The sequence below is a fragment of the Paenarthrobacter sp. TE3676 genome (assembly GCF_056279165.1).
The window spans coordinates 410,687-436,263 of sequence record NZ_JBWBQU010000001.1; the positions used below are offsets into that span (position 1 = coordinate 410,687).

Here is a 25,577-nt window from a genome sequence, read left to right on the forward strand (position 1 = left end):
AGAAGGTAGGGGAGTGAACGATTTCCTACCCATAATTCTGTCCATTCTCGCTGCGCTCGTAGTGGTCGGCGGACTCGTGCCGGTACTGATGAAAGCCCGGAAGACCGGAGCCAAGTACCCCGGAACACGCGACGCGAACGATCCCGTCCAGTCATCAGCAGCAGGCGGCGGAACCCTTGTGGAGGACCGCCCGGATGCGGTGACCGCTCCGGCCCCGACCTTCGACGGGACCGTGGAGGATACGGATGTCCCGGATGACGCCGGCGGGCTCGAAACCATCGCGATTGATACTCCGGCGCCGGTGGAAGGCAGGCTCACCCGCCTCCGCGCGCGTTTGATCAAGTCCAACAACATCCTGGGCAAGGGCCTCCTGGCTCTGCTGTCGGGCGACAAGATCGATGAAAACGTCTGGGACGAGGTGGAGGAGACCCTCCTCCTGGCCGATCTTGGCACCGAACCCACCATGCAGCTGGTCGATGCACTGCGTGAGCGCGTCAAGGTGCTGGGCACGCGCAGCCCCGAGGACGTCAAGGCAATGCTCCGTGAGGAGCTCATCAAGCTGGTCGATCCCTCCATGGACCGCTCCTTGAACGTCGAGCGCAAAGCTGACCGTCCCGCCGTCGTGCTGGTTGTTGGCGTGAACGGCGTTGGCAAGACCACCACAGTGGGCAAGCTGGCACGTGTGCTGGTGGCCGAAGACAAGGATGTCCTGTTGGGCGCCGCTGACACTTTCCGCGCAGCTGCTGCGGAGCAGTTGGCCACTTGGGGACAGCGCGTGGGCGTGCCTACGGTCAAGTCCGACATCGACGGCGCCGATCCCGCGTCCGTGGCCTACGAAGCCGTGAAGGCCGGCATCGATCAGGAAGTCGATGTGGTCATGGTTGACACCGCAGGACGCCTGCAGAACAAGACCGGTTTGATGGATGAGCTTGGCAAGGTCAAGCGCGTTATTGAGAAGCTGGCCGAAGTTGATGAAGTCCTGCTGGTCCTGGACGCCACCACCGGACAGAACGGCCTCAACCAGGCCCGCGTCTTCGCGGAGGTGGTGAACATCACCGGCATCGTGCTGACCAAGCTGGATGGAACCGCCAAGGGCGGCATCGTCGTGGCCATCCAAAAGTCACTGGGCGTCCCGGTGAAGCTCATTGGCTTGGGTGAAGGCCCGGACGACCTCGCACCGTTTGACGCCGAGAGCTTTGTGGACGCACTGCTCAATTAACGTCGTCACCGGAGGGGGAGTGCTTTGAGGGTTCGCGCGCCGGCAGCCATGCCACTGCGGTGAGGATGAGCACTCCTCCGGTGATGCCGAACGCCCATCCGTAGCCGAGGCGGTCAGCGAGCAGACCGGCCACAATCGGACCGACAATCGCGCCCGTGTCGGCCGCCATCTGGAAGATGGCGAGTACTTTCCCTCCCGAGCGTCCGCGACCGATGACATCCGCGACGGCGGCTTGTTGCGCCGGGCCCAGCAATCCGGAGCCGAAACCCGCCACTGCGGATGCGATGAGGAATGCAGTCAGGTCGGTGGTGAGTCCTATAACGCCGGTGGCTGCGCCCGTGATGAGCAAGCCTGGGATGAGCAGGGGCTTACGTCCCCAAGCGTCTGCGAGCCGCCCGCTGAAGGTCAGCGCCAAGGCGTTGCCCACAGCAAAAATGGCCAGCGCCCAGGCAGCGGTCTCGGGCGCTGACTGCAGGACGGCCACGGCGAACAGCGGGATGGTGGCCATTCGGACGCCGAAGGTCACCCAGCCGTTGCCAAAGCTCGAAAATATGGCGGCGCGGTAAGCGGAGTCCGCCAGGGCTTCCTTGAGCGTCATGGCCGGGGCAGGTGTAGCGTTCTCGGCCGCGTTGCCTTCTCCGCTGAGCATGGTGCGCACCACCAAGGCCGCCACCAACAACGCTCCTGCGTAGGCAAGGAACGGTACCCGGAGGCCGAAGCCTGCCAGCAAACCGCCCACGACCGGACCCAGGACGCTTCCGATCAGGAATGCGGAGGCGTAAGCCCCGGACACGCGGCCCCGACGTTCGGGCGGTGCGAGGCGGATGAGCAGTCCCATGGCGGCAACGGTGAACATCACAGAGCCGGCCCCTCCGAGGCCCCGGAAGATCAGTAGTTGCCAATAGTCCTGCGCGAAAGCGCATGCCGCGGTGGAGACGGCCACGATCAACAAACCGGTGACGTAGACGTTCCGCTCACCGAACCGTCCAATCAAGGCGCCGCCTGCAGGGGCGAAGACCAACCGCATGAACGCGAAGATGCTGACGATCACCGCGGCGGCCGTGGCACCAACATCGAACGTCGTAGCGAACTGCGGCAGTACGGGGGCCACCAAGCCGAAGCCCAGGGCGATCAGGAACGCTGCAGCCAACATCACCTTGATGTCGCGCGGAAGGGGAGCCTTATCCGGCCTGATCCTTGGGGCTTTGACGGATCTGGGCGACTCGGTCATACGGTGCTGGTCCTTCTGGTGGGGTTTCTGGTGTTACTTCCGGGGATATTGAGGTGCCTGTGGTCCAAAACCGGGTATTTCCGGTGGAGTCCGACGCCTGAAACATATCCGTAACACCGGGGATATGCACCATTTACGTTGGGGAGGTTGTTGTAACGAGCCCGCAATGTAAAACCTGCGCAGGTGAAACACGGCGGCACAAAACTCTTAAGCAGGACGCAAACGGCGTCAGGACAGCGGTTGAACCGCAGATCTAGCAAGAGAGGAACGTGCACCATGGAACTTACCGCAGGTCACGTATGGGTCATGGTGGCGGCGGCGCTTGTGCTGTTCATGACACCTGGTCTGGCATTTTTCTACGGCGGCATGACACGCGCCAAAGCAGCCCTGAACATGATGATGATGAGCTTCATCTCCATCGGCATCGTGGGCGTCGTCTGGGTGCTGTGGGGCGCTTCCATGAGCTCCGGTGAAGGTTTCATGCAGATTGTGGGCAACCCCTTTGCTGCCTTCGGTCTTGCCGGAGTTGAAACGACACCGGACGCGATGATCAAGATCGGCTACGCAGCCACCTTCGCCATCATCACCGTCGCCCTTATCAGCGGCGCAATCGCAGACCGCGCCAAGTTCGGCGCCTGGAGCATCTTCGTTCCTGTCTGGGTCACCCTGGTTTACTGCCCGCTGGCTTACATGGTCTGGGGCGGCGGCCTGTTCGGTCCCGAAGGCGCCATTGGCAAGGCCCTCGGCCCGGCCATCGACTTTGCCGGCGGCACCGTAGTCCACATCAACGCGGGTGTCGCGGCACTCGTTCTGGTCCTCATCATCGGTAACCGCCGCGGGTTCGGCAAGGACCCGAACCACCGCCCCCACAACATCCCGTTCGTGATGCTCGGCGCTGCGATTCTCTGGTTCGGCTGGTTCGGTTTCAACGGCGGCGCCGCAACCACCGCGGAACAGGCGGGCCTGATCTGGATCAACACCCTGGCAGCCCCTGCAGCAGCCATGATCGGCTGGCTCATCACCGAACGCATTCGTGACGGCCACCCGACGTCGCTCGGCGCAGCGTCCGGTGTTGTAGCAGGACTTGTAGCCATCACCCCGGCCTGCGCAAACGTAGATCCCATTGGCGCCCTCGGTCTGGGCGTAGTTGCAGGCGTTGCCTCTGCCCTGGCAGTTGGCCTGAAGTTCCGTTGGGGCTTCGATGACTCCTTGGACGTAGTTGGCGTCCACCTCGTCTCCGGCATTATCGGCACCGTGGCCCTTGGCTTCATCGCCAAGTCCACTGATGGAGTCGGTGGCGGCCTCTTCTACGGCGGCGGCATGACGCAGATGTGGGCACAGCTCGCAGCGGCCGGTATCGCCATCGCGTTCTCCGCCATCATGACCGCCATCATTGCCTTCGCCATCCACAAGACCATGGGCTTCAGGGTCTCCACGGAGCAGGAGAATGTTGGCGTCGACCTCAGCCTCCACGCTGAGACGGCATACGAGTTCGGCGTCAATGGCCACGGTGGCAGCTTCCAGCCGCTGCACAATGCAGTGACTGGAAAATCCGACCCCGCCGCAGCCAAGACCCCCGCAGAAGGCAAGGAGAGTGTCCAGGCATGAAGCTCATTACAGCGATCGTCCGTCCCGAAAAGCTTGAAGCAGTCCGGGAAGGCCTCGAGTCGTACGGGGTCCAGGGCCTGACGGTCAGCGCGGCCAGTGGCTACGGCCGTCAGCGCGGCTACACGGAGGTGTATCGCGGAGCCGAGTACAACGTGGACCTGCTGCCCAAGATCCGCATCGAGGTCCTGGCCACGGATGAGCAGGCAGACGACATCCTGGATGTCCTCATCGCCAGCTCAAACACGGGCCGCGCCGGTGACGGCAAGGTGTGGACCGTGGATGTCTACGAAGCAGTCCGGGTCAGGACCGGGGAGCGCGGCGCAGCCGCAATCTAAGTCCTTCAGTCAACACACAGCGGGCCGGGTACCAGTTCAAGGTACCCGGCCCGCTTGCCGTGTTGGCGGTGTCTATCCTTCACACCTTCTTTAGTCCTCGACGACGGTGGGCCAGTCCGCCGGCCCGGCGCTGCCGGCGTCGTACTCCTGAAGCGGGACGTCGCCGCCCTCCCAGGCGCGAAGAGCAGGCTCGATGATCCGCCAGCAGTCTTCGGCAGTATCGCCCCGAACGGACAACAACGGGTCGCCGTTGAGGATGCCCTCCAGCACCTCTCCATAAGGCAGCATTCCGGCTGCGTTGAGCTGGGCCACCAAACTAGCGCGGTCCAGCGTGAAGATGTCGCCGGGGCCGTTCACGTCGACGTCGAGTTGGAGCACGTCCGGACCGAAACCGATCCGCAGCTGGTTGGGGGAGTCCACGCCCGAAAATCCTTTGGGCAGGTGGGGGACAGGACGGAAGGTGATCACGGCCTCCTTGCGTCGGCGTCCCATGGCTTTGCCGGAGCGAAGGATGAACGGGACACCCTTCCAACGCCAGTTATCGATGTCCACCCGGACCTCTGCAAGGGTTTCAGTGTTGCGGGCCGGGTCCACGCCTTCCTCGGCAGCGTAATCCGGCACCGTTCGTTCTCCGAGGGTTCCCGTGGTGTATCGGGCCCGGCGTGTGGAATCGGTGTACGGGGCTTTGATGCTGCTGGCTCGCAGGACCGTCGCCACGGCGTCGCGCAGGTCCCGTTCTTCGATGGTGGCCGGCGCGTCGATGGCCAGGAAAGCCATGATGTGCAGGAGGTGGCTCTGGATCATGTCGCGGAGGGCCCCGGCAGTGTCGTAGTACCGGGCGCGGCCCTCAAGTGCCAGGTCCTCGTCAAAGATGACTTCCACTTTCTCGATGTGATCGCGGTTCCACACCGGTTCCAGGAACCTGTTGGCGAAACGAAGTCCCAGGATGTTCAGCACCGTGGCTTTGCCCAGGAAATGGTCCACGCGGTGGATGTGGTCCTCGGGCACCAGTGCGGCCAGCGTCTTGTTCAGCTCATGCGCAGATTCTGTTCCCGAACCGAATGGCTTCTCCATCACCAAGCGTGTTCCCGCGGGCAGCTGATCCTTGTGGAGAACCTCGCAGGCCTTCTGGCTGATGTGCGGCGGAAGGGCGAAGTAGATGGCAATCGGGCCCCCCAACCCGGCCAGCAGCTCCGCCAGAGGCCCGTCTGCCGTAACATCGAGCTGATGGTATTCGGTTGCTGCGGCGACAGCAGCCAGAGCAGCGCGGCCTCCTGCATCGGCTGCATCCGACGCTGCAGCGAAGGCGCCATGAACCCGTTCCTGCCACTGTCCAGGGGACCAAGGGTCGGAACCTGCCCCGACCAGCCGAAGTCCGGGCGCCCGGCCGGAAGCCAGGAGTCCGGCAAGTCCGGGCAGGAGCAGCCTGCCTGTCAGGTCCCCGGACGCGCCGAGGATGAGCAACGTTTTTACAGTTGTTTTGCTGGTCACTGTGCCAGCATGCCATCTTGCAGGTGCGACTTGGTACCCTAGATAGTCGAGTCCCGTACTTGAGACATATTTGCCGGGGCAAGAATCGTCAAGACTATGGCGTGCCGTATTGGCCGCCATTCGTAGACCATCGAAAGAAGTGCACGGCGCGTGTTCAATTCACTCTCTGACCGGTTGACAGCAACCTTCAAGAACCTTCGTGGCAAGGGCCGCCTCACCGAGGCTGATGTCGATGCCACCGTTCGCGAGATTCGCCGTGCCTTGTTGGATGCGGACGTTGCCGTATCCGTGGTCCGCGAGTTCACTGGCCGTATCCGCGAACGTGCGTTGGGCGCCGAAGTCTCGGGAGCACTGAACCCGAGCCAGCAGATCGTGAAGATCGTCAACGAGGAACTCAAGGAGATCCTCGGTGGCGAAACCCGCCGCATCCGCCTGGCCAAGACCGGCCCCACCATCATCATGCTTGCCGGCCTCCAAGGTGCCGGTAAGACCACCCTCGCCGGCAAGCTGTCCAAGTGGCTCAAGGCCCAGGGCCACAGCCCCATGCTGGTGGCCTGTGACCTCCAGCGACCCAATGCAGTGACCCAGCTCCAGGTTGTTGGTCAGCGCGCGGGCGTCCCCGTGTTCGCTCCGCACCCCGGTGCTACGTCCGAGCTCGAGCACCCTGCCGGTGACCCGGTAGCCGTAGCCAAGGCCGGCGTCGAGGAAGCGCGCCAGAAGCTGCACGACGTCGTGATCGTTGACACCGCCGGCCGCCTTGGCGTCGACGCCGAGATGATGGATCAGGCCCGCCGCATCCGTCAGGCGATCATCCCCAACGAAGTCCTTTTCGTCATCGACTCAATGATTGGCCAGGATGCCGTCAACACGGCGATGGCGTTTGATGAAGGCGTCAACTTCACGGGTATCGTGCTCTCCAAGCTCGACGGCGACGCCCGCGGTGGTGCTGCGCTTTCGGTAGCGTCCGTGACCGGTAAGCCGGTCATGTTCGCGTCCACCGGTGAAGGCCTGGACGATTTCGAACTGTTCCACCCGGACCGCATGGCCTCCCGCATCCTGGACATGGGTGACGTCCTCACCCTGATCGAACAGGCTGAGAAGGCGTGGGACAAAGACGAAGCCGCCCGGATGGCGAAGAAGTTCGCTGACCAGGAAGACTTCACCCTGGACGACTTCCTGGCCCAGATGCAGCAGATCCGCAACATGGGCTCCATGAAGAAGATGCTCATGATGATGCCGGGTGCGCAAAACATCCGGCAGCAACTGGAGAACTTCGACGAAAAAGAGATCGACCGCGTCGAGGCGATTGTCCGCTCCATGACTCCGCACGAGCGTGTGGCTCCGAAGATCATCAACGGTTCCCGCCGCGCACGTATCGCCAGGGGTTCCGGTGTACACGTGTCTGAGGTCAACGGCCTGCTGGAGCGGTTCGCCCAGGCCCAGAAGATGATGAAGAAGCTCGCTCAGGGCGGTGGCATGCCGGGTATGCCCGGGATGCCTGGCCTTGGCGGCCCCGGCGGCGGACGCAAGGGCGGCAAGAACGCTCCCAAGAAGAAAGCGCGCTCGGGCAACCCTGCCAAGGCAGCCCAAGAGCTGCGGGATGCCGAAGCCAAACGGGCAAATGCAGCCTCGGCAGCCCCCACAGGCGCGGCATTCGGCCAAGGCGCAGCAGACTTCGATCCCTCATCGCTCAACCTCCCCAAGGGCTTCGACAAGTTCCTGGGCAAGTAGTCCGTGGCTGACATCCCAACCGCGTCGCAGTTGGGATGTCAGAGCCGTGGAATAGGCTGAACCAATGCATAAGCAGCGCGTAGTCTTCGTCCATGGCCTGGGAAGTTTCGGTGCTGCGGCATGGCCGAAGCAGCATGGCATGGCCCTTGCTTATGATGCACTCTTCCTCCGGCGGCACGGCTTTGACGCTATGGCCGAACCGGTGGAATCCAACGTGGCGGCGGACGTCGCCATTCTGATCAATGCGTTGGTCGATTCCGGCGGCGGTCACATCGTTGCCCATGAACAAGGTGCAATTTCCGCCATGCTGGCAGCCGTCGAGCGCCCGGACTTGGTGCACTCACTTTGCTTGGTAGAGCCGTCCTGTTTGTCCCTGACCGCTGAGCTTCCGGCGACTGCTTCCTATCGGGCCCTCATGGAACCGCTGTTCGACGTGCGAAACCAGCTCAACGACGCCGATTACCAGCGTGAGTTTTACCGGCGTGCTTTCTCCGCCGAGACCGGCGGACTGGACACTCCGGAGGCGCGGCGGTCAGCACACAGGCTCCGGCTCCAAGCACCGCCATGGGAAGCTCCGCTTCACATTGTGCCGGGCGTTCCCACGCTGGTTCTCACTGGCGGTTGGGAGCCCCTGTACGAGGAAATCGCCGGCTATCTCCAGGAGACCGGCGCCCTCCGCCGCGTGGCAGCGGGTGGACACCGGCCCCAGGATTCAGTTGATGGCGATCAGGCAATCCGCTCATTCATCGCGGACGTCGGACGAGCCATGTCAGCTCAGGCTTCCTGAACTGCTTCCGTTTAAGTTCGTTGGGACCTGAAGTTCCGGCAGGTAGACCTTTCCGCCGGAGGCCAGGAACTCCTCGCTCTTTTCCCGCATCCCGCTGTACATCCCGGCGATTGCGGCCTGCGACTCTGCCGAACCATACTCGTCACGGATGTCCTGGCTGATGCGCATCGAACAGAACTTGGGGCCGCACATGGAGCAGAAATGCGCGGTCTTCGCTGGTTCGGCGGGCAGGGTCTCGTCGTGGAAGGATTCTGCCGTGACCGGGTCAAGGGACAAAGCGAACTGGTCCCTCCAGCGGAACTCGAACCGTGCCTTGGAAAGAGCATCATCACGCTCATGGGCCCCCGGATGTCCCTTGGCGAGGTCCGCTGCGTGAGCCGCGATCTTATACGTGATGACACCGGTCTTGACGTCGTCCTTGTTGGGAAGCCCCAGATGCTCCTTGGGGGTCACGTAGCAGAGCATCGCGGTGCCGTAGCGGGCAATTTCCGTGGCGCCGATTGCTGACGTGATGTGGTCATAGCCGGGGGCGATATCGGTAACCAGCGGCCCCAACGTGTAGAACGGCGCACCCTTGCAGAGTTCCTGCTGACGCTCCACATTTTCCCGCACCAGATGGAAGGGAATGTGCCCGGGTCCCTCCACCATGACCTGGACGTCGAAATCCCACGCCCGCTGCGTCAGCTCCGCGAGCGTATCAAGCTCGGCGAACTGCGCGGCGTCGTTGGCGTCGGCGATGGAACCCGGGCGGAGACCGTCACCCAGGGAGAATGCGACATCGTATTTGGCGAAGATTTCGCACAACTCGTCAAAGTGCGTGTAGAGGAAGTTCTCCTGGTGGTGTGCCAGGCACCATCCGGCCATAATCGATCCGCCGCGGGAAACGATGCCCGTGACGCGGTTGGCGGTCAAGGGCACGTACCTCAGCAGAACGCCAGCGTGAATGGTCATATAGTCCACACCCTGCTCGCATTGCTCGATCACGGTATCGCGGAAGATCTCCCACGTCAGCTGGTTGGCCTCCCCGTTTACCTTCTCAAGTGCCTGGTAAATAGGCACTGTTCCGATCGGAACGGGCGAGTTGCGGATGATCCACTCGCGAGTGGTGTGGATGTCATCTCCGGTGGAGAGGTCCATCACCGTGTCAGCGCCCCACTGGGCTGCCCACTGCAGTTTGTCCACTTCCTCTGCAATGGAGCTGGTGACTGCCGAGTTGCCGATGTTGGCGTTGATCTTGACCAAGAATGCCTTGCCAATGATCATCGGCTCGGATTCAGGGTGGTTGATGTTGTTCGGAATAATTGCCCATCCCGCGGCGACTTCGCTGCGGACCAGCTCAACGTCACAGTTCTCCCGCAACGCAACGAACTGCATCTCCGGAGTCACGACGCCTTGTTTCGCGTAGTGCATTTGCGTGACGGTCTTACCCGCGACGGCGCGGCGCGGCACCGGTTGCGCACCCTTCCACTCCGCTGACGCGGCTCCACGCCGAACCGCGGACTTACCGTCGTCGAGCAGGTTCCTTTCCCGCCCCGAATAAGCCTCCGTGTCTCCGCGGGATTCGATCCATGGTGCACGGAAAGGCTCCAGGCCCACCACGGGATCGCTTCCGGGGCCCGCTGTTCGGTATACCTGCAGAGGTTTGTTTGCTTGCCCATTGGGAGAAGGCTCCAAGGCGATCTCCGTGACGGGGACCCGTATGCCGTTACCTGGATCTTCCAGCCAAGCCAACGAATGGGACTTCAGGGATTGCGTTACAGTTTCCGCCGTATTTTGGACAGTATTGGTCTGGTTTTGGCCCGTGTTGATCTGGTTTTGAACAGGGCTGTGCTGTGTTTCTGTGGTGCTCAAGGGAATACTCACTTCCTTCGCCGGCATTACCCGGACAGGTTCAACGGTCGCAGACTGCGTCAGTCCGATCTCAGCCCCTGCAGGGGCCCCCGTGTGGTCGTAGACGAAGCTACCACAGCTCCCGACGGGCTCCCAGTCACATGCAGGCACCAGGCTCCAACACGCCGCCCCCGCTACGCTTTTGCCATGGCCAACATCATCGAATTCAGCGGACCTGCGCTCGTATCGGCAGACGAAGAGCGCCATGGGCTGTGGTCCGTAGACGGCATACTGACGTTTGAGCGTCCCGGTGCGACGCCGGACAGGATATTGGATGGCTGGGTCCTGCCAGGTTTGGTTGATGCCCACTGTCACATCGGACTCGGCCTTGGAGGAGCGGTGGATGAACAGGCAACGCTCGCCCAGGCCCAAGCAGACCTCGACGCCGGAACGCTGCTGATCCGCGATTGCGGATCGCCCGCCGACACCCGCTGGGTGCAGCAACGAACGGACCTGCCGCGACTGATCAGGTCGGGTCGGCATATCGCCCGGAGTCGGCGTTATCTTCGCGGTTTGGGTCATGAAATTGAGCCGCGGGAACTAGTGGAAACGGTCCGAAAGGAAGTCCGTGACGGAGATGGCTGGGTAAAACTTGTGGGCGACTGGATCGATCGCGGCGTTGGAGACCTCGCTGCCTCGTTCCCCGCGAAGACCGTCAAGGAAGCCATTTCCGCGGCCCATGATGAGGGAGCAAGGGTCACCGCGCATTGTTTCGGCGAGGACACCATCGATGACATGCTCGACGCCAATATCGACTGCATAGAGCACGCCACCGGACTCCTTCCGCGGCACCTTCCCCGTTTGGTGGAACAGTCAGTGCCCATCGTCCCCACCCTGGTCAACATCGCTACCTTCCCGGATATCGCAGCCCAGGCAGCGCCGAAGTTTCCGGAGTACGCGGACCACATGATGCGTCTCTGGGAGCGTCGTCGCGAGCGTGTGCTGGAGGCCTTCGAAGCGGGGGTTTCCGTCTATGCCGGTACCGACGCCGGTAGCGTGATCAAACACGGCAGGATTGCGGACGAAATGATGGAACTCCACGACGCCGGCCTTCCGCCGGCGGCGGTCCTGCACGCCGCCGCCTGGGGCGCCCGTGAGTGGCTGGGAGTCGAGGGCATCAGCGAAGGCGCAAGTGCCGACGTCGTGCTGTGCAGTGACGATCCGCGCCGTCATCCGGGTACCATCGCGGCGCTCAAACATGTCGTGCTCAGGGGTAATGTCGTTCGTTAGGAATAAATTGAAGCTTCAAGTAATTTAGATAGGTAAGAAGGTGCCGATGCGCGGCCACCTCAGAACCGGGAGCTTCACATGACCTCATCATTCAGCCAGGATCTTCTGCCTGCCGAACTCACCATGGGCAGCGTCATGCTCAAGGTGGGCGACATGAAGGTCATGAGCGACTACTATCAGCGAGCACTTGGCCTGGAAGTCGTGGCTGAGCAGGATGGTGGCCTGTACCTCGGACGCGTAGCCAAGCCCGTTGTCCACCTTGCCCCCGCTGCGGGACTGCAGATTCCCGGGCGGGGAGAGGCCGGTCTGTTCCACACAGCAATCCTGTTCCAGGATCAGCCGTCGCTGGCCGCGACTATTGCTACGGCGGCGGAGTACGAACCTCGTGCTTTCGCAGGCAGCGCCGACCACCTGGTGAGCGAAGCGTTCTACTTCACTGACCCCGAAGGCAACGGAATTGAGCTTTACTACGACAAGCCGCGTGAGCTCTGGCAGTGGGACGGCAGCAATGTTGTGATGGACAATGTGGCCTTGCCCCCGCAGCGCTTCCTCCAGCAGCACCTGAGTGAAGCTGCCGTGACGGGTCAACGCGAGGCCGCTGCCGGGATCGGGCACGTGCACCTGCAGGTGGGTGACGTCGAAACTGCGCAAAAGTTCTATGTGGAGACCCTCGGCTTCGAGCGGACCGCAGGCTGGCATGGCCAGGCGTTGTTCGTTTCCGCCGGCGGCTACCACCATCACATGGCCATGAACGTCTGGAACAGCCGCGGTGCCGGCCCCCGAAAGGACACGCTCGGACTCGGGGAGGTTCTGATCGAAGTGCCCGGAAGTGACGACGTCGCAGCGTTGGCGGATCGCCTGAAGGTTGCAGGAGTGCAGCATCAGCACACCGGGGCTGAGCTTCAGTTTGAGGACCCGTGGCGGAACAAGCTGCGGGTTGCCGTCCGCTAGCAGCTTGCCGCTTCTCCTGCACTAGGCTGGGCAGTGACGGCACGGAGCCATTCGGATTCGCGCCGCCGCCCCGTCAGCACGAAGGAATGAGAGTACTCTCCATGGGCTTTGCCGAAATTTTTGTAGCCACCCACGATGAAGCACTCAAGCGGGCAGCTGCCCTTGAAAAGGGTGCCGATGTAACCGGCCCCGCCGTGAGGATTGAGGGAATCACCGACTTCGAGGTGGAGCAGTTGGGCGACCTCGCAGGACAAGCTGTCCACGCCGCCGGAGCTGACTATGAGCTTGCCCTGGTTGATGTCACCAGTGATGCCCTTCTTGGGGTTCCTGAAGCCATGGTGAGGGCGTTGGCCGAACTGCTCACCTATGAAAGCGAAGGCGACGCGAACGTCCTCGATGACGTGGCTGCTGCCTGGGCCGCGCAGGACGATATGCCGTTTGATGCAGCCCGATCGCGCCAGTACGTCCAGCAGTTGGCCGCCCTCGCCACGGACGTCGAAAAGGCGGAACGCTCCGGACTCTTCGTCTGGTCTGAATGATGCATTGACGCGGACCACGCGGCACGTTTTATTCGGGGGAGTGGGCAAGAACACGCCGCTCGACGTGGGCTGAGTCGTATTTGCTCCAGGCATCTGGCACAATAGACAGGTACTCGATCGGTGCGGCCCCTCTCTCCGTGCTCGTATCTTGTCCTTCGAACCGTCAAGTATGGCCCGCCCCACGGGTGCAAAACGTCGGGTTCACCTCGTTTCAGAAACAGGAGTGACCACAAAAGTGGCCGTAAAGATTCGCCTTAAGCGCTTCGGTAAGATGCGCGCACCGTACTACCGCATTGTCGTCATGGATGCCCGCGCCAAGCGCGATGGCCGTGCCATTGAAGAAATCGGCAAGTACCACCCCACCGAAGAGCCGTCGTACATCGAGGTCGCTTCCGAGCGCGCCCAGTACTGGCTTTCCGTTGGCGCCCAGCCCACCGAGCAGGTTGCCGCGATCCTCAAGATCACCGGTGACTGGCAGAAGTTCAAGGGCCTGCCGGGCCAGGAAGGCACCCTGAAGACCAAAGCTCCGAAGGAAGCCTTCGTAGCCCCGGAGAAGGGTTCCGTCATCATTCCGGAAGCCATCACCAAGAAGGCCAAGAAGGACGAAGCCGAAGCTCCGGCCGAGGCTGAAGCAGAGACCACCGAGGCTGAGTAAGTTGCTGGCAGAAGCGCTCGAGCACTTGGTCCGTGGGATCGTTGACAGCCCTGAGGATGTCAAGGTCAGTGCCAAGAACAACCGCCGCGGGGAATCCCTCGAGGTGCGTGTTCACCAGGAGGACCTCGGACGGGTGATCGGCCGTCAGGGACGCACCGCACGCGCATTGCGCACTGTGGTTGCAGCCTTGGCTGGTGGCGAGCAGGTCAGGGTCGACGTCGTCGACACAGACCGTCGCCGGTAACGCGCTCAGCAATACTTGTCTTAGATCCGGCCCCTTCACCGAATATGGTGGAGGGGCCGGATTGCTTTATCCACACTTTCCTGTCCGTTGCCGCCCGGCGGCGCGGACACTACAAGAATTCAGAGGAACCCATGCAGCTCCAGGTGGCCCGGATCGGCAAACCCCATGGCATCCGCGGCGAGGTTACGGTGCAGGTACTCACCGATGCCCCCTCCGAGCGCTTCGTCGCCGGAACGGAGTTCGTCGTTGAGCCCGCCTCCGCTGGACCTTTGACCATCCGCAGTGCCAGGTGGAACAAGGACATCCTCCTGCTTGGCTTCGAAGAAATTGCCGACCGCAATGCCGCCGAGGTCATCCGTGGGGCGAAGCTCTTCATCGAAACCGAGGAACTCGACGACGAAGACGATGATGAGGGCTGGTACGAGCACGAGCTCGTTGGCCTGGAGGCCCGGGTAGGTTCGCAAGTGGTGGGCAAGGTTGCCGCCCTCACCACGCTGCCCGTTCAGGATCTGTTGACGGTCAAGGCCGACAACGGCAAGGAAATCCTGGTTCCCTTCGTCGAGGAAATTGTGCCGGAGGTCAACGTCGAGGGTGGGTACATCCTTATCACCCCGCCGACGGGGCTCTTTGAGATCAACGACGAGAACCCCAAGGAGCCCACGGACGACGCCGGGGATGATGCCTGAATGAGGATCGATGTCGTCAGCATATTTCCTGAGTACCTCGCCCCGCTCGAGCTTTCGCTCATCGGCAAGGCCCGCCAGGATGGGTTGTTGGAGCTCAACGTCCACGATCTACGCACCTTCACCACGGACAAGCACCGGACTGTAGATGACACGCCGTATGGTGGCGGCGCTGGAATGGTCATGAAACCGGAGCCATGGGCGCAGGCCCTCGAATCGGTTGCCGCAGCGCGCGAAGGCTCCAAGCCGGTGCTGATTGTCCCTTCGCCGGCAGGGGAGAAGTTCAACCAGGCCTTGGCCTATGAGCTAGCCGAAGAAGAGCAGCTGGTGTTCGCCTGCGGACGCTACGAAGGCATCGACGAGCGCGTCATCGATTGGGCGCAGGAACACTTCACGGTCCGGCCCGTAAGTCTCGGTGACTACGTCCTCAACGGCGGAGAAGTGGCCGTGTTGGCCATGGTCGAGGCCATTGGCCGCCTCCTTCCCGGCGTGGTTGGTAACCCCGAGTCCTTGGTAGAGGAGTCCCACTCCGATGGCCTCTTGGAGTATCCCGTGTACACCAAACCGTCGGCATGGCGGGAACACGACGTCCCCCCGATCCTCCTCAGCGGTAACCACGGCAAGATTGCACAGTGGCGGCGCCACGAGCAGTTCCGCCGGACGGCTGAGCGCAGGCCTGATCTTATGGAGGGTTTCGACGCCGGTGTGTTGAGTCGCGCGGACCGTACGGCCCTCGCGGACCTTGGGTACGACGTCGTTGACGGCCGCCTCCGTGCCAGACCGGTCGGCGACGCCGAAAACTAAGTCCACTTTCCGCCGTCGAACGTTGCGGGAGTCATGGCAGTTGGCCGGATGGTGGCGACTATGGCAGAATTAACCCTTGTGTCTGCTGGGCTGACACCTGCCACAGGGGGAGTTCAGCCAACAGTCGGACAACCCGGCGACGCCAATCAGTGGCGGAGCTGGACACTAAGAAACTTCGGCAGGGATTTCCGGTTGCTTTCATGCCCGGGCTTGTCTGCCGTAACCCAAAGTGAATGACCTGTGGCGTTCACCAGGAGTGGATTAATGCATATCCTCGATAGCGTAGATGCAGCCTCGCTGCGTAACGATGTTCCGGAGTTCCGCGCGGGCGACACCCTCAAGGTTCACGTCAACATCATCGAAGGCAAGAACTCCCGTGTCCAGGTATTCCAGGGCTTCGTCCTGGGCCGCCAGGGTGACGGCGTTCGCGAAACCTTCACCGTGCGCAAGGTTTCCTTCGGTGTCGGCGTAGAGCGTACCTTCCCGGTACACTCCCCGATCATCGACAAGATCGAGGTCGTCACCAAGGGTGACGTCCGCCGCGCGAAGCTTTACTACATGCGCGCACTGCGCGGTAAGGCTGCGAAGATCAAGGAAAAGCGCGACTTCGCCAAGTAAGTCCCGCGACTTACGCAACGGGTCCAGGATTCGTGCCCGGTAGTTCCGGAGCAATCCGCAACGCAACAGGGATACGAGTCATGGACACAACAGAACGCCAGCCCCGTAAACAGGGCTGGCGTTTTGTTTTGCTCGCACTGGTGCTGGCCGTCGCGATCAGCGGCCTGGTCCGGTCCTTGTGGCTGGATGTCTACTACATTCCGTCCGAGTCCATGGAGCCCCTCCTCGTTGAAGGGGACAGGATCCTGGTTTCGCGGACGGCCTTCAGCGCCGAGCCGATCCGCCGCGGGGACGTTGTGGTCTTCGACGGCCGCGGTTCCTTCGCACCCTTGAGCAGCGGTCAGAGCCCATTCGTTGACGCGGTGTCGGCTGCAAGCCAATGGTTCGGGCTCACCGGCAGTGACACGACATACGTCAAGCGGGTCATTGGGGTCGGGGGCGACCACGTCCAGTGCTGTGACACAGCAGGCCATCTCACGGTCAATGGTCAGATTCTTGAGGAACCATATCTGTATTCGGGGGATGAGCCCAGCACGCAGAAATTCGACGTCGTAGTTCCTGATGGCCGACTATGGCTCATGGGTGACCACCGTTCGCGTTCTGCTGACTCCCGTGGACTACTGGGAGCGCCGGGTGGCGGCATGGTCCCGGTCGAGCGTGTTATCGGGCGACCGGTCCAGATTGTTTGGCCACTTGATAGATTTGCAGAGATGCCTCGCTCAGCGCAGGCTGAAACATCATCGAAGAACGGACAGTAAATGCCGGACAAAGCTCCTGAGAATCCCGAGCGGTACGACGACGACGCCCGGCTCTCAGACGGAACGGCAAGTGCCGCCGCCGGTGTGGCTGAGCCGCGCCAGGTCGACGGCGTCACATCCGGCTCGCGCGACGCCGCGGACGAGCCCCGTTCCCGTGATTCTGAAGGCGGCTCCCACGCTGCAGAGAAGCCGCGCAAAAATCCGGTGCTCGTGTGGGTCAAGGAGATCGTCACAGTGGTGGCGATTGCGCTGGTGCTGTCCTTCCTTCTCAAAACTTTCCTGTTCAGGGCGTTCTACATTCCTTCCGAATCCATGGAAAGCACCTTGGACGTCAACGATCGCATCTTCATCAATCTCTTGGTTCCCGGGCCATTCGATCTTGAGCGCGGGGATGTTGTGGTCTTCAAGGATGCTCAGGCTTGGTTGCCGCCCGTGGCCAAGAAGGCGGCCGGACCCATGGACTGGGTGGGAGACGGTCTGGAGTTCGTAGGTTTGGCTCCTGATGACAATGAGCAACACCTTGTTAAGCGCATCATCGGACTCCCGGGTGACAGAGTTTCCTGCTGCGATGCAGAGGGCCGTCTTTCGATCAACGGTGTGCCTGTCAACGAGACCTATATCAACCCGGCAGAAGTGCCTTCGCCCATGACGTTCGACGTCGTCGTTCCGGAAGGAAAGGTATGGGTGATGGGCGATAACCGAAACCACTCAGAGGACTCCCGGGCGCACCAGGAAGTCAATGGTGGCTTCGTTGACATTGAGGACGTCGAAGGCAAGGCTACCGTCATCGCTTGGCCGATCAACCGCTGGACCATCCTCGATAACTATCAGGACGTTTTCCGTGACGTCCCTGAAGGCACCTCGTCAAAGTAAGGCATCCCGGCAAAGTAATGGCAACAACGGCTAGCGGCACGAAGGGCAAGGCGAAGGTCAAAGCCGCGTCCAAGACAACGGCGAAATCCACCACCAAGGCCAAGAACCCGGTGGGTTTCCCTACCCTTGACGTCGAACGATCCTTCTTGTCCTCCGGAGTGCGCTTGTTGGCCGGTGTGGATGAGGTTGGGCGGGGAGCATTGGCTGGTCCTGTGAGTGTGGGAATTGCCGTGGTCAACCTCGAGAACCACGGCTTGTTGGCAGACGTCCGGGACAGCAAACTGCTCAAGCCTGAGGATCGCGACAGGCTGGAACCACTGGTACGGGAGTGGGCCGTGGCCTCCGCCGTTGGGCACGCATCGTCCCGGGAGATTGACCAGATCGGCATCATCGCGGCGCTCCGTTTGGCCGGAACCCGCGCCTGGTTCGAGATCCTGGCTGGCGGTGTTACGCCTGATGCGGTGCTGCTTGATGGCAGCCACAACTGGTTGTCGCCCGAGGTTCAGGCCTCTCTCTTCGATACGTCCGACTCGGGACCATGGTGCGAAGCGCCTGTTCATACCAAGGTCAAGGCCGATATGAGTTGCCTCAGTGTTGCCGCTGCCAGCGTCCTGGCCAAAGTGGCCCGGGACCGCATCATGGTGGGCCTGCATTCGGAACTTCCTGCCTACGGCTGGAACGAGAACAAGGGCTACGCCACCTCTGCCCACCGGGAGATGATCCGCCTGCAGGGCCCAAGCGCGTACCACCGGACGAGTTGGAACCTCACTGGGCCGGAACTCCTCTGACGTCACCCTGAGCGGCGCTGCCGTCTTCCGTGGCGCGGGCCGCCCGGCTGATAGTGCAAGATGGAACTATGAGCGCCGAGGACCTTGAGAACTATGAAACCGACATGGAGCTTCAGCTCTACCGCGAGTACCGGGATGTTGTCGGTCTGTTCAGTTATGTAGTGGAAACCGAACGGCGGTTCTACTTGGCTAACCATGTGGACCTGCAGGCGCGCAGCGCGGACGGTGAAGTCTATTTTGACCTGACCCTGCAGGATGCCTGGGTTTGGGACGTTTACCGCTCGGCCCGCTTCGTGAAGAACGTCCGGGTAATCACGTTCAAGGACGTCAACGTAGAAGAGTTGCCGCGAAATGAGGAGCTGGCCCTGCCGAAGGATGGCGGACTTGGGGATTTGGGAGATCTCGGTAACTAACGCCTGCCTTTGCCTGGAGTAGTCCTCCACAACCACCATTTGGCCAGGTTTACCCACATAGCTTCATAGGCCTCTGCCGCCGCTTTCCACCAGCCTGAAAGCTGGTGAGCGGAGGTGGTGGTCATGAGAGCAAAAGACCAGCTTGGTCGAAACGGCGAAGCACTGGCGGCCGGTTTTCTGGAGAACCAGGGAATGCGGATCGTCGATCGCAATTGGCGGTGTCCGGACGGCGAGATCGACATTGTGGCGTTGGAGGGCGACACCTTGGTAATTGCCGAGGTGAAGACCCGGAAGAGCCTGGATTACGGACATCCTTTTGAGGCAGTAGACGCGGCCAAGCTGGCCCGTCTCCACCGGCTCTCATCGGCGTGGTGCCGGGAGCACGACCTCAACGCCCCGCGGAGGCGCATCGATGTCGTGTCCGTGATCGATAGCGGCGTCGGCGAGCCGCAGCTGGAGCATCTGCGGGGTGTCGGCTGATGGGGGTCGGACGCAGCTACTGCGTTGCCCTGGTAGGGCTCAACGGCTACATCGTGGAGGTCGAAGCTGACATTGGCCAAACTCTTCCGAACTTTGTGATCCTTGGGCTCCCTGATGCTTCCTTGAATGAGGCTAAGGAACGCATTCGATCTGCGGCGCAGAATTCCGGGATTCCGCTGAGCAGACGGAAGATCACGGCCAACCTGATTCCGGCTTCCCTCCCCAAGCGGGGCTCTGGATTCGATCTCGCCATCACCATGGCCGTGCTCCGCGCCGCCAACGACATCCGTGAAATTGGTGGAACCGTCTTCATCGCGGAGCTTGGCTTGGACGGCAGGTTGAGGCCGGTACGGGGCATACTTCCTGCCGTGATGGCCGCTGTTCAGGCTGGCTATCCGGATATTGTGGTGGCCGACTCCAACGCCGTGGAGGCCGCCCTTGTTCCCGGGGCAAAGGTCCGCGGTTATAAAACGCTCGCTCGGCTTGCCTTCGACTTTGGCGCCGATCCCAAGGACCTTGCCCTCGATTACAATCCCTTGGACGCCGATGCTCCGGATGAGGACGACGATGTTGCAGCCACGATGCCGGACCTTTGCGATGTGTCGGGGCAGGGCGAGGCGCGACGTGCCCTGGAGGTAGCTGCCGCCGGGGGTCATCACATGTTGCTGACCGGGCCACCGGGGGCCGGCAAGACCATGCTGGCTGAGCGTTTGCCGGGCTTGCTCCCGGATTTGGCCGACACAGCGGCAATGGAAGTTACGGCTATCCGATCGTTGGCCGCTGTCCAGTCGTCTACGGTGCGGCTCGTCCGCAGGCCGCCCTTCGAAAATCCCCACCACAGTGCCACCGCCGCTGCCATCATCGGTGGAGGCTCAGGGCTGCCCCGGCCCGGGGCGGCCTCGCGTGCACATCGGGGCGTGTTGTTCCTGGACGAGGCCCCGGAGTATGAGCGCCGGGTACTGGATGCCCTCCGTCAACCGTTGGAGAGCGGAGAGCTGGTCATCCATCGCTCAGCGGGAACTGCGGCATACCCGGCACGGTTTCAGCTCATACTTGCCGCAAATCCCTGCCCCTGCGGACAGGCCTCCGGCAAAGGCATGGACTGCACGTGCACGGCTATGATGCGGCGCAGGTATTTCGGACGAATCTCAGGACCGCTGTTGGACCGCGTAGATATTCAATTGCAGGTTGAACGGGTGTCCTTGGCCGATTTCGGCCATGCGGGTGAAGAAGAAGATACCCGTATCGTCGCGGAACGTGTACTGGCAGCCAGGGAACGCCAGCTTGAGCGCCTGCTGGCCATGGGGCTTGAAACGAATTCCCAAGTGCCGGGGCGAACCTTGCGGGGTGAATTGCGGCTGCCTCCAGGGACTACCCGGATTCTGGACACTGCGCTGGAACGGGGCACCCTCACTGCGCGCGGCTACGACCGCGTCCTCCGGCTGGCATGGACGCTGGCAGATCTCGCGCACAGCGATACGCCGGACATGGATCACATAGGCCAAGCACTGGGCCTGCGCCAAGCTGCAGCTGCGACATGAGAAATACCGACACGAAGGGATTCACAGCAGTGGCCGAATTGGGGAAGCAAGACAAAGAACGCATAGCCAGGGCAGCATTGGCCCGGCTCATGGAACCTCAGGACTCAGTAGGCCTCGCATTGGTGAGGGCAGTAGGCGCCGTGGATGCCTTGGGTGTTGCAAGCGGCGAGCTGAGAACAGGTCAAAGCCTGGAACAGGAGATCTCGTCCTTGCTCGTTGACGGAGGAGGAGCATCGTCGTGGGCAGGACTTCCGGCCAGCCTTCGGCGATGGGCACCGCGCGTCGCCGACCTTGCGCCGGACCGCGATTTGGAGACCATGCGTCGTTTGGGTGGGAGATTGATCATCCCCGGTGATGACTTGTGGCCCGAGCAGTTGGCAGACCTGGGACTCCAGGAGCCGCTTTGTTTGTGGTGGCGGGGACAGGAGCAGCAGTTGCCCTCCGCCCGCCAAACCATCGCCCTGGTAGGTTCCAGGGACAGCACCAATTACGGAGCATCCGTCACAGGTGATCTCGCTTACGGTTTGGCGCAACGCGGTTATACCGTGGTTTCCGGTGGAGCCTATGGCATCGACGCTCACGCACATCGTGGAGCCTTGAGCGGCGGAGTCGCCAGCGTGCCCACCATCGCAGTCATGGCAGGAGGTGTGGACCGTTTCTACCCATCGGGTAACGAGGACCTTCTTCGCGCAGTGTCCGTTCAAGGCGCTGTCATCTCTGAGGTGCCACCTGGATCGGCTCCAACCCGTTACAGGTTCCTTCAACGGAACCGGATCATTGCCGCCTTGGCATCAGTGACGGTGGTAGTGGAGGCACGCTGGAGGTCGGGCGCCCTTAACACAGCCCATCATGCTGAAACCATCGGAAGGGTTGTTGCTGCTGTCCCGGGTTCCATCCACAGTGCCAATTCGGCAGGCTGTCACCGCCTACTCCGGGATGGGGGAGCAATCTGTGTTACCGACGTTGGCGAAATTGCCGAGCTTGCCGGCGCCATAGGAGAAGCCACAAGCGAGGAAAAGGACTCAGGGGCAGCGGTGCACGATGGCCTGTCCTTGGAGGACCTCATTCTTCTGGACGCACTGCCTCTCCGGTCCACCAGCTCGGTGGAAAAGCTGACTGTGGTGGCAGGACTGAGCGCGGATTCCGTGCGGGCCGGCCTGGGTCGGCTGGGGTTGCTGGGTTTGGCCGGCTCGGAAGGGGGAGGGTGGAAACGGGTCAAAAATGCTTAGTCCGTCAAGGACAAGCATGTTGATGCACCTTCTTTGTACTGGTAACTGGCACAGTGTGAAGGGTGGACGGACAATCGCTACCAGCACCCCTTCAAGATGCAGTCGATGGCTTTCGGCGGTATTTGGAGGGCGAACGTGCCAGGTCTGCGCATACAGTCCGTGCCTACCTTGCCGATGTCGAGAGTCTCCTTGGCTTCGCCGTGCAGGAAGGAGTCAAGGAACTTGGGGAATTGGAGTTGGGCTCCCTGCGTCGGTGGCTTGGCGCGCAGAGTGAGGCCGGCATGGCCCGGGCCACGTTGGCGCGCCGGGCCGCAACCGCGAGGTCGTTCACGGGCTGGGCGCTCCGGGAGGAACTTATCCAGACGGACCCTGCGGTCCGTCTGCAGGCACCCAAGCGGGACAAGTCCCTGCCCGGAGTCCTTCAGCAACAGCAGGTCTCCCGGATGGTGGATGACCTGAACTCTGCAGCCGCCGACGGGGACGCCATGGCTTTGCGCAACAAGGCCATGGTGGAACTCTTGTATGCGACGGGAGTCCGCGTGGGGGAACTAGCGGGGCTCGATATAGATGACCTTGATCCTGATCGTCGTACGCTCCGCGTGCTGGGCAAGGGTAACAAGGAACGCACTGTTCCGTTCGGCGTACCAGCGGCTGTTGCTGTGGACGATTGGCTCAGGCGGGGTCGACAGGCAGTGGTAACAGCCGCGAGCGGACCTGCCTTGTTCCTGGGCGTGCGTGGCAACCGTGTTGATCCCCGCCAAATCCGGGCAGTGGTCAGCGAATTGCTGCAGGCGCTGGGCGACACATCCGCCACAGGGCCGCACGCACTCAGGCACAGCGCGGCCACCCACTTGCTGAATGGAGGAGCAGATTTGCGGGCTGTTCAGGAGATTCTTGGTCACAGCAGCCTGGCAACCACACAGATCTATACGCACGTGTCCGTGGACCGGCTCCGGAAGAGCTACCAACAAGCGCACCCGAGGGCCTGAGTATGCCCCTCAAGGGCGCCACTGGCGGAAACGTGCAGCGTACGGCAAAATGAAAGCACCACGGGGAAACCTTCAATTCACGGTTGAGGGTTATATCTGTGCCAATATCGTCTGTAGTACTAAAAACTGAATAGCCTGTCAGGGCCCGCATGAGTTTCATGGCATCCGGCAGCAACAGCAAAACATCCAGGCAGAGGTCGTTGGGGAAGACGTACCTACAGCTATGGAGGATGGAATGTCTGTTGCAACAACCCGCGGTGTCTTGTTCGTGCACTCGGCCCCAACGGCCCTTTGCCCGCATGTTGAATGGGCCATCGGATCGGTCGTGGATAAGCGAACCGATCTTGAGTGGACCCCTCAACCGGCTGCGCCAGGAATGTTCCGGGCGGAGTTGTCGTGGACCGGGGCGCCCGGTACGGGAGCGCAATTGGCATCAGCCCTGAGGGGTTGGGCCCATTTGCGCTACGAGGTGACCGAAGAACCCAGCCAAGGGGTGGATGGAGCGCGCTGGTCGCACACCCCCGAGCTGGGTATTTTCCATGCTGTCACCGACGTGCACGGCAATATCATGGTGACGGAGGACCGCATCCGCTACGCCTATGAGTCCGGTGCAGGGGATCCCTCCGCGGTTTACCACGAGCTCTCGTTAGCGCTCGGTGAAGCGTGGGATGAGGAACTTGAGCCCTTCCGCCACGCAGCTGAAGGTGCTCCCGTGCGCTGGTTGCACCAAGTCGGTTAACAGCAATCGATCCAGAGCACTGACTCACAAGCGTCTCCCATAGCAATGAGAAGGGCCCCACCTGTTGGTGGGGCCCTTCTCATGTCTCATCGAGGCAGTGGTGAAAGCCGGACTTAGACGTTCCGGACTGCGATGACGGCGTTGTGGCCACCGAAGCCGAAGGAGTTGCTCAATGCCACGATGTCGCCACTGGGCAAGTCACGGGCAGATGTCACAACATCGAGTGGGATCTCAGGATCCTGGTTTTCGAGGTTGATGGTGACCGGTGCCTTACGTTCGTAGACGGCAAGTACGGTCAGAACAGCTTCAACGGCCCCTGAAGCGCCCAGGAGGTGGCCCATTTGCGACTTCGTAGCGGAGACTGCCACGTTGTCCACGTGGGTCCCCAGGGCGGCGCGCAGGGCTGTGTACTCGGGCTTGTCGCCAACAGGAGTCGAGGTAGCGTGCGCGTTGACGTGGACCACGTCCTCCGCCTGGATCCGCCCATCGAACATAGCGGCCTTCAGTGCACGGGTAGCGCCCAGACCCTCAGGGTCCGGTGCTGTGATGTGGTAAGCGTCTGCTGTCACGGACGTTCCGGCAAGCTCGGCATAAATGCGCGCACCGCGGGCGATGGCGTGCTCCTCGGCTTCCAGTACCAGCGCACCGGCACCTTCGCCCATGACGAAACCGTCGCGATCAATGTCGTAGGGGCGCGAGGCGCGCTCCGGCTCGTCATTGCGACGGGACAAGGCCTGCATGGAAGAGAAGGCGGCCAGCGGCATCGGGTGGATGGCAGCTTCAGCGCCACCGCAAACCACAACGTCTGCTTTGCCGGACCGGATCAGGTCCAAGCCAAGGTGGAGGGCCTCTGTGCCGGAAGCGCAGGCCGAGACGGGAGTGTGCGCGCCGGCCCGGGCGCCGAGGTCGAGGCTGACTGCCGCTGCCACACCGTTGGGCATGAGCATGGGGACGGTCATCGGCAGGACCCTGCGGGGTCCCTTGTCCCGGAGCGTGTCCCAAGCATCGAGGAGCGTCCAGACACCGCCGATGCCTGTGGCGAATGCCACGGCGAGGCGGTCGTGGTCGATTTCTTCAATCCCCGAGTCTGACCAGGCCTCACGGGCTGCAATGACACCAAACTGGGTGGAGGGGTCCATGCGCTTTGCCTCAACGCGGCTCAGGACCTCAAGTGCCGGCGTCGAGGCCCGGGCAGCAAAGTGGACGGGGAGGTCGTACTTGGCCACCCACTCGTCGCCGAGCGTGCGGGCGCCGGAGACCCCTTTCAGCGCGTTCTGCCACATTGTGGGTACGTCGCCGCCGATGGGAGTGGTGGCCCCCAGACCGGTTATGACTACTTTGCGTGCCATGCGATCACTCTCTGTCGGATAGCCATCCCGCATGCGCGGTTCACAGGGGGAGGCATGAAAATCTATGGGTGTTACTGCGGCTGTGCCGGGCTAGGATAGGAATCCTGGCCCGGCACAGCTGGTGTCAGGACTAGGCCTGTGCGTTGGCGATGAAGCTGACGGCGTCGCCGACGGTCTTGAGGTTCTTGACCTCTTCGTCCGGGATGCGAACGCCGAACTTCTCTTCAGCGTTGACGACGATGGTCATCATCGAGATGGAGTCGATGTCCAGGTCCTCGGTGAAGGACTTGTCCAGCTCCACGGCTTCAGTTGCAAGGCCCGTTTCTTCGTTGACGATTTCAGCCAGGCCGGCCAGGATCTCTTCGTTGCTAGCCATTGTTGGCTCCTTTTCTTGTTGTACCG

The 25,577-nt window shown here is 62.0% G+C and carries 27 protein-coding genes and 1 riboswitch; of the genes, 22 read left to right on the top strand and 5 right to left on the bottom strand.

Annotated features, from left to right (window positions below; genetic code table 11):
• The first annotated feature begins 13 nt into the window (after positions 1 to 13).
• Positions 14 to 1,219, top strand: coding sequence for a signal recognition particle-docking protein FtsY (gene ftsY, locus ACZ881_RS02010; protein WP_476112235.1), 1,206 nt, complete (start codon positions 14 to 16; stop codon positions 1,217 to 1,219).
• On the opposite strand, the gene ACZ881_RS02015 is transcribed toward ftsY, so the two are convergent.
• Positions 1,212 to 2,450, bottom strand: a complete 1,239-nt coding sequence (locus ACZ881_RS02015; RefSeq protein WP_476112237.1) for an MFS transporter — start codon at positions 2,448 to 2,450, stop codon at positions 1,212 to 1,214. The genes ftsY and ACZ881_RS02015 overlap by 8 nt on opposite strands.
• A 276-nt stretch (positions 2,451 to 2,726) precedes the next feature.
• Between ACZ881_RS02015 and ACZ881_RS02020 the strand changes: the two genes are divergently transcribed.
• On the top strand, positions 2,727 to 4,058 hold the full coding sequence (locus tag ACZ881_RS02020) for an ammonium transporter (protein ID WP_091468128.1): 1,332 nt from the start codon (positions 2,727 to 2,729) through the stop codon (positions 4,056 to 4,058).
• Positions 4,055 to 4,393 (top strand): P-II family nitrogen regulator, encoded by a 339-nt coding sequence (locus tag ACZ881_RS02025; protein ID WP_011775128.1) that lies wholly within the window; start codon positions 4,055 to 4,057, stop codon positions 4,391 to 4,393. Before ACZ881_RS02020 ends, ACZ881_RS02025 begins: the two co-directional genes overlap by 4 nt.
• A 90-nt stretch (positions 4,394 to 4,483) precedes the next feature.
• Here the strand turns inward: ACZ881_RS02025 and ACZ881_RS02030 are convergent, their stop codons facing one another.
• Positions 4,484 to 6,004, bottom strand: coding sequence for a glucose-6-phosphate dehydrogenase (locus ACZ881_RS02030; protein ID WP_476112239.1), 1,521 nt, complete (start codon positions 6,002 to 6,004; stop codon positions 4,484 to 4,486).
• A gap of 30 nt (positions 6,005 to 6,034) precedes the next feature.
• Between ACZ881_RS02030 and ffh the strand changes: the two genes are divergently transcribed.
• Together ffh and ACZ881_RS02040 are read left to right on the top strand one after the other, a co-directional pair.
• A complete protein-coding gene (gene ffh / locus ACZ881_RS02035; RefSeq protein WP_011775126.1) occupies positions 6,035 to 7,615 on the top strand; it encodes a signal recognition particle protein in 1,581 nt (526 codons plus the stop codon).
• A gap of 64 nt (positions 7,616 to 7,679) precedes the next feature.
• A complete protein-coding gene (locus ACZ881_RS02040; RefSeq protein ID WP_054808948.1) occupies positions 7,680 to 8,402 on the top strand; it encodes an alpha/beta fold hydrolase in 723 nt (240 codons plus the stop codon).
• Here the strand turns inward: ACZ881_RS02040 and thiC are convergent.
• Complete coding sequence (thiC, locus tag ACZ881_RS02045; protein ID WP_476112241.1) at positions 8,385 to 10,253, bottom strand: phosphomethylpyrimidine synthase ThiC; 1,869 nt, start codon at positions 10,251 to 10,253, stop codon at positions 8,385 to 8,387. The genes ACZ881_RS02040 and thiC overlap by 18 nt on opposite strands.
• A riboswitch (TPP riboswitch) is annotated at positions 10,249 to 10,356 on the bottom strand. Its footprint overlaps the gene before it by 5 nt.
• Before the next feature lie 83 nt (positions 10,357 to 10,439).
• Between thiC and ACZ881_RS02050 the strand changes: the two genes are divergently transcribed.
• The 17 genes from ACZ881_RS02050 to ACZ881_RS02130 all read left to right on the top strand — a co-directional run bounded on the left by ACZ881_RS02050 (position 10,440) and on the right by ACZ881_RS02130 (position 23,826).
• Entirely contained in the window at positions 10,440 to 11,522 is a 1,083-nt protein-coding gene (locus tag ACZ881_RS02050; protein ID WP_476112243.1) for an amidohydrolase family protein, read from the top strand.
• Between the two features lie 78 nt (positions 11,523 to 11,600).
• Positions 11,601 to 12,473, top strand: coding sequence for a VOC family protein (locus ACZ881_RS02055; RefSeq protein WP_476112245.1), 873 nt, complete (start codon positions 11,601 to 11,603; stop codon positions 12,471 to 12,473).
• Positions 12,474 to 12,574: 101 nt separating this feature from the next.
• Positions 12,575 to 13,012 (top strand): hypothetical protein, encoded by a 438-nt coding sequence (locus ACZ881_RS02060; protein ID WP_256870802.1) that lies wholly within the window; start codon positions 12,575 to 12,577, stop codon positions 13,010 to 13,012.
• 235 nt (positions 13,013 to 13,247) lie between these two features.
• Positions 13,248 to 13,667 carry a 30S ribosomal protein S16 gene (rpsP, locus tag ACZ881_RS02065; protein ID WP_017199647.1) on the top strand — a complete coding sequence of 140 codons (420 nt, stop codon included), beginning with the start codon at positions 13,248 to 13,250 and terminating at the stop codon, positions 13,665 to 13,667.
• Between the two features lies 1 nt (position 13,668).
• Positions 13,669 to 13,911, top strand: a complete 243-nt coding sequence (locus ACZ881_RS02070; protein WP_011775119.1) for an RNA-binding protein — start codon at positions 13,669 to 13,671, stop codon at positions 13,909 to 13,911.
• A gap of 131 nt (positions 13,912 to 14,042) precedes the next feature.
• The gene (gene rimM / locus ACZ881_RS02075) at positions 14,043 to 14,597 is read left to right on the top strand and encodes a ribosome maturation factor RimM (RefSeq protein WP_178996731.1); all 555 of its coding nucleotides are present in this window, start codon (positions 14,043 to 14,045) and stop codon (positions 14,595 to 14,597) included.
• A complete protein-coding gene (gene trmD, locus ACZ881_RS02080) occupies positions 14,598 to 15,398 on the top strand; it encodes a tRNA (guanosine(37)-N1)-methyltransferase TrmD (RefSeq protein WP_476112247.1) in 801 nt (266 codons plus the stop codon). It begins immediately after the preceding gene.
• Between the two features lie 264 nt (positions 15,399 to 15,662).
• Positions 15,663 to 16,016: a 50S ribosomal protein L19 gene (rplS, locus tag ACZ881_RS02085; RefSeq protein ID WP_014922079.1), complete on the top strand. Its 354-nt coding sequence runs from the start codon at positions 15,663 to 15,665 to the stop codon at positions 16,014 to 16,016.
• 80 nt (positions 16,017 to 16,096) lie between these two features.
• Positions 16,097 to 16,774, top strand: coding sequence for a signal peptidase I (gene lepB, locus ACZ881_RS02090; protein WP_476112249.1), 678 nt, complete (start codon positions 16,097 to 16,099; stop codon positions 16,772 to 16,774).
• Positions 16,775 to 17,647 (top strand): signal peptidase I, encoded by an 873-nt coding sequence (lepB, locus tag ACZ881_RS02095; protein WP_476112251.1) that lies wholly within the window; start codon positions 16,775 to 16,777, stop codon positions 17,645 to 17,647.
• Between the two features lie 17 nt (positions 17,648 to 17,664).
• Positions 17,665 to 18,435 (top strand): ribonuclease HII, encoded by a 771-nt coding sequence (locus ACZ881_RS02100; protein WP_476112253.1) that lies wholly within the window; start codon positions 17,665 to 17,667, stop codon positions 18,433 to 18,435.
• Positions 18,436 to 18,503: 68 nt separating this feature from the next.
• Positions 18,504 to 18,848 (top strand): DUF2469 domain-containing protein, encoded by a 345-nt coding sequence (locus ACZ881_RS02105; protein WP_026005632.1) that lies wholly within the window; start codon positions 18,504 to 18,506, stop codon positions 18,846 to 18,848.
• 114 nt (positions 18,849 to 18,962) lie between these two features.
• On the top strand, positions 18,963 to 19,328 hold the full coding sequence (locus ACZ881_RS02110; protein ID WP_476112255.1) for a YraN family protein: 366 nt from the start codon (positions 18,963 to 18,965) through the stop codon (positions 19,326 to 19,328).
• Positions 19,328 to 20,869, top strand: a complete 1,542-nt coding sequence (locus tag ACZ881_RS02115; RefSeq protein WP_476112257.1) for a YifB family Mg chelatase-like AAA ATPase — start codon at positions 19,328 to 19,330, stop codon at positions 20,867 to 20,869. The genes ACZ881_RS02110 and ACZ881_RS02115 overlap by 1 nt, the downstream gene beginning before the upstream one ends.
• The gene (dprA, locus tag ACZ881_RS02120; protein WP_476112259.1) at positions 20,866 to 22,098 is read left to right on the top strand and encodes a DNA-processing protein DprA; all 1,233 of its coding nucleotides are present in this window, start codon (positions 20,866 to 20,868) and stop codon (positions 22,096 to 22,098) included. The genes ACZ881_RS02115 and dprA overlap by 4 nt, the downstream gene beginning before the upstream one ends.
• 62 nt (positions 22,099 to 22,160) lie before the next feature.
• Entirely contained in the window at positions 22,161 to 23,087 is a 927-nt protein-coding gene (locus tag ACZ881_RS02125; protein ID WP_476112261.1) for a tyrosine recombinase XerC, read from the top strand.
• Between the two features lie 235 nt (positions 23,088 to 23,322).
• Entirely contained in the window at positions 23,323 to 23,826 is a 504-nt protein-coding gene (locus tag ACZ881_RS02130; protein ID WP_018776197.1) for a DUF3145 domain-containing protein, read from the top strand.
• A gap of 113 nt (positions 23,827 to 23,939) precedes the next feature.
• Here the strand turns inward: ACZ881_RS02130 and ACZ881_RS02135 are convergent, their stop codons facing one another.
• Both ACZ881_RS02135 and ACZ881_RS02140 read right to left on the bottom strand, forming a co-directional pair.
• Positions 23,940 to 25,175: a beta-ketoacyl-[acyl-carrier-protein] synthase family protein gene (locus ACZ881_RS02135; RefSeq protein ID WP_091468085.1), complete on the bottom strand. Its 1,236-nt coding sequence runs from the start codon at positions 25,173 to 25,175 to the stop codon at positions 23,940 to 23,942.
• Positions 25,176 to 25,305: 130 nt separating this feature from the next.
• Positions 25,306 to 25,551, bottom strand: a complete 246-nt coding sequence (locus tag ACZ881_RS02140; RefSeq protein ID WP_011692310.1) for an acyl carrier protein — start codon at positions 25,549 to 25,551, stop codon at positions 25,306 to 25,308.
• Positions 25,552 to 25,577 lie beyond the last annotated feature (26 nt).

Bases quoted from the DNA above. Each gene is read 5' to 3' on its own strand.
- ACZ881_RS02130 (WP_018776197.1), top strand. From the start codon at position 23,323: ATGTCTGTTGCAACAACCCGCGGTGTCTTGTTCGTGCACTCGGCCCCA.
- dprA (WP_476112259.1), top strand. From the start codon at position 20,866: ATGAGAAATACCGACACGAAGGGATTCACAGCAGTGGCCGAATTGGGG.
- ACZ881_RS02030 (WP_476112239.1), bottom strand. From the start codon at position 6,004: ATGGCGGCCAATACGGCACGCCATAGTCTTGACGATTCTTGCCCCGGC.
- ACZ881_RS02135 (WP_091468085.1), bottom strand. From the start codon at position 25,175: ATGGCACGCAAAGTAGTCATAACCGGTCTGGGGGCCACCACTCCCATC.
- trmD (WP_476112247.1), top strand. From the start codon at position 14,598: ATGAGGATCGATGTCGTCAGCATATTTCCTGAGTACCTCGCCCCGCTC.
- lepB (WP_476112251.1), top strand. From the start codon at position 16,775: ATGCCGGACAAAGCTCCTGAGAATCCCGAGCGGTACGACGACGACGCC.
- ACZ881_RS02140 (WP_011692310.1), bottom strand. From the start codon at position 25,551: ATGGCTAGCAACGAAGAGATCCTGGCCGGCCTGGCTGAAATCGTCAAC.
- ACZ881_RS02025 (WP_011775128.1), top strand. From the start codon at position 4,055: ATGAAGCTCATTACAGCGATCGTCCGTCCCGAAAAGCTTGAAGCAGTC.
- rimM (WP_178996731.1), top strand. From the start codon at position 14,043: ATGCAGCTCCAGGTGGCCCGGATCGGCAAACCCCATGGCATCCGCGGC.
- ACZ881_RS02040 (WP_054808948.1), top strand. From the start codon at position 7,680: ATGCATAAGCAGCGCGTAGTCTTCGTCCATGGCCTGGGAAGTTTCGGT.
- lepB (WP_476112249.1), top strand. From the start codon at position 16,097: ATGGACACAACAGAACGCCAGCCCCGTAAACAGGGCTGGCGTTTTGTT.
- ACZ881_RS02055 (WP_476112245.1), top strand. From the start codon at position 11,601: ATGACCTCATCATTCAGCCAGGATCTTCTGCCTGCCGAACTCACCATG.
- ACZ881_RS02115 (WP_476112257.1), top strand. From the start codon at position 19,328: ATGGGGGTCGGACGCAGCTACTGCGTTGCCCTGGTAGGGCTCAACGGC.
- ACZ881_RS02105 (WP_026005632.1), top strand. From the start codon at position 18,504: ATGAGCGCCGAGGACCTTGAGAACTATGAAACCGACATGGAGCTTCAG.
- ACZ881_RS02015 (WP_476112237.1), bottom strand. From the start codon at position 2,450: ATGACCGAGTCGCCCAGATCCGTCAAAGCCCCAAGGATCAGGCCGGAT.
- ACZ881_RS02020 (WP_091468128.1), top strand. From the start codon at position 2,727: ATGGAACTTACCGCAGGTCACGTATGGGTCATGGTGGCGGCGGCGCTT.
- ACZ881_RS02060 (WP_256870802.1), top strand. From the start codon at position 12,575: ATGGGCTTTGCCGAAATTTTTGTAGCCACCCACGATGAAGCACTCAAG.
- ACZ881_RS02100 (WP_476112253.1), top strand. From the start codon at position 17,665: ATGGCAACAACGGCTAGCGGCACGAAGGGCAAGGCGAAGGTCAAAGCC.
- rplS (WP_014922079.1), top strand. From the start codon at position 15,663: ATGCATATCCTCGATAGCGTAGATGCAGCCTCGCTGCGTAACGATGTT.
- ACZ881_RS02050 (WP_476112243.1), top strand. From the start codon at position 10,440: ATGGCCAACATCATCGAATTCAGCGGACCTGCGCTCGTATCGGCAGAC.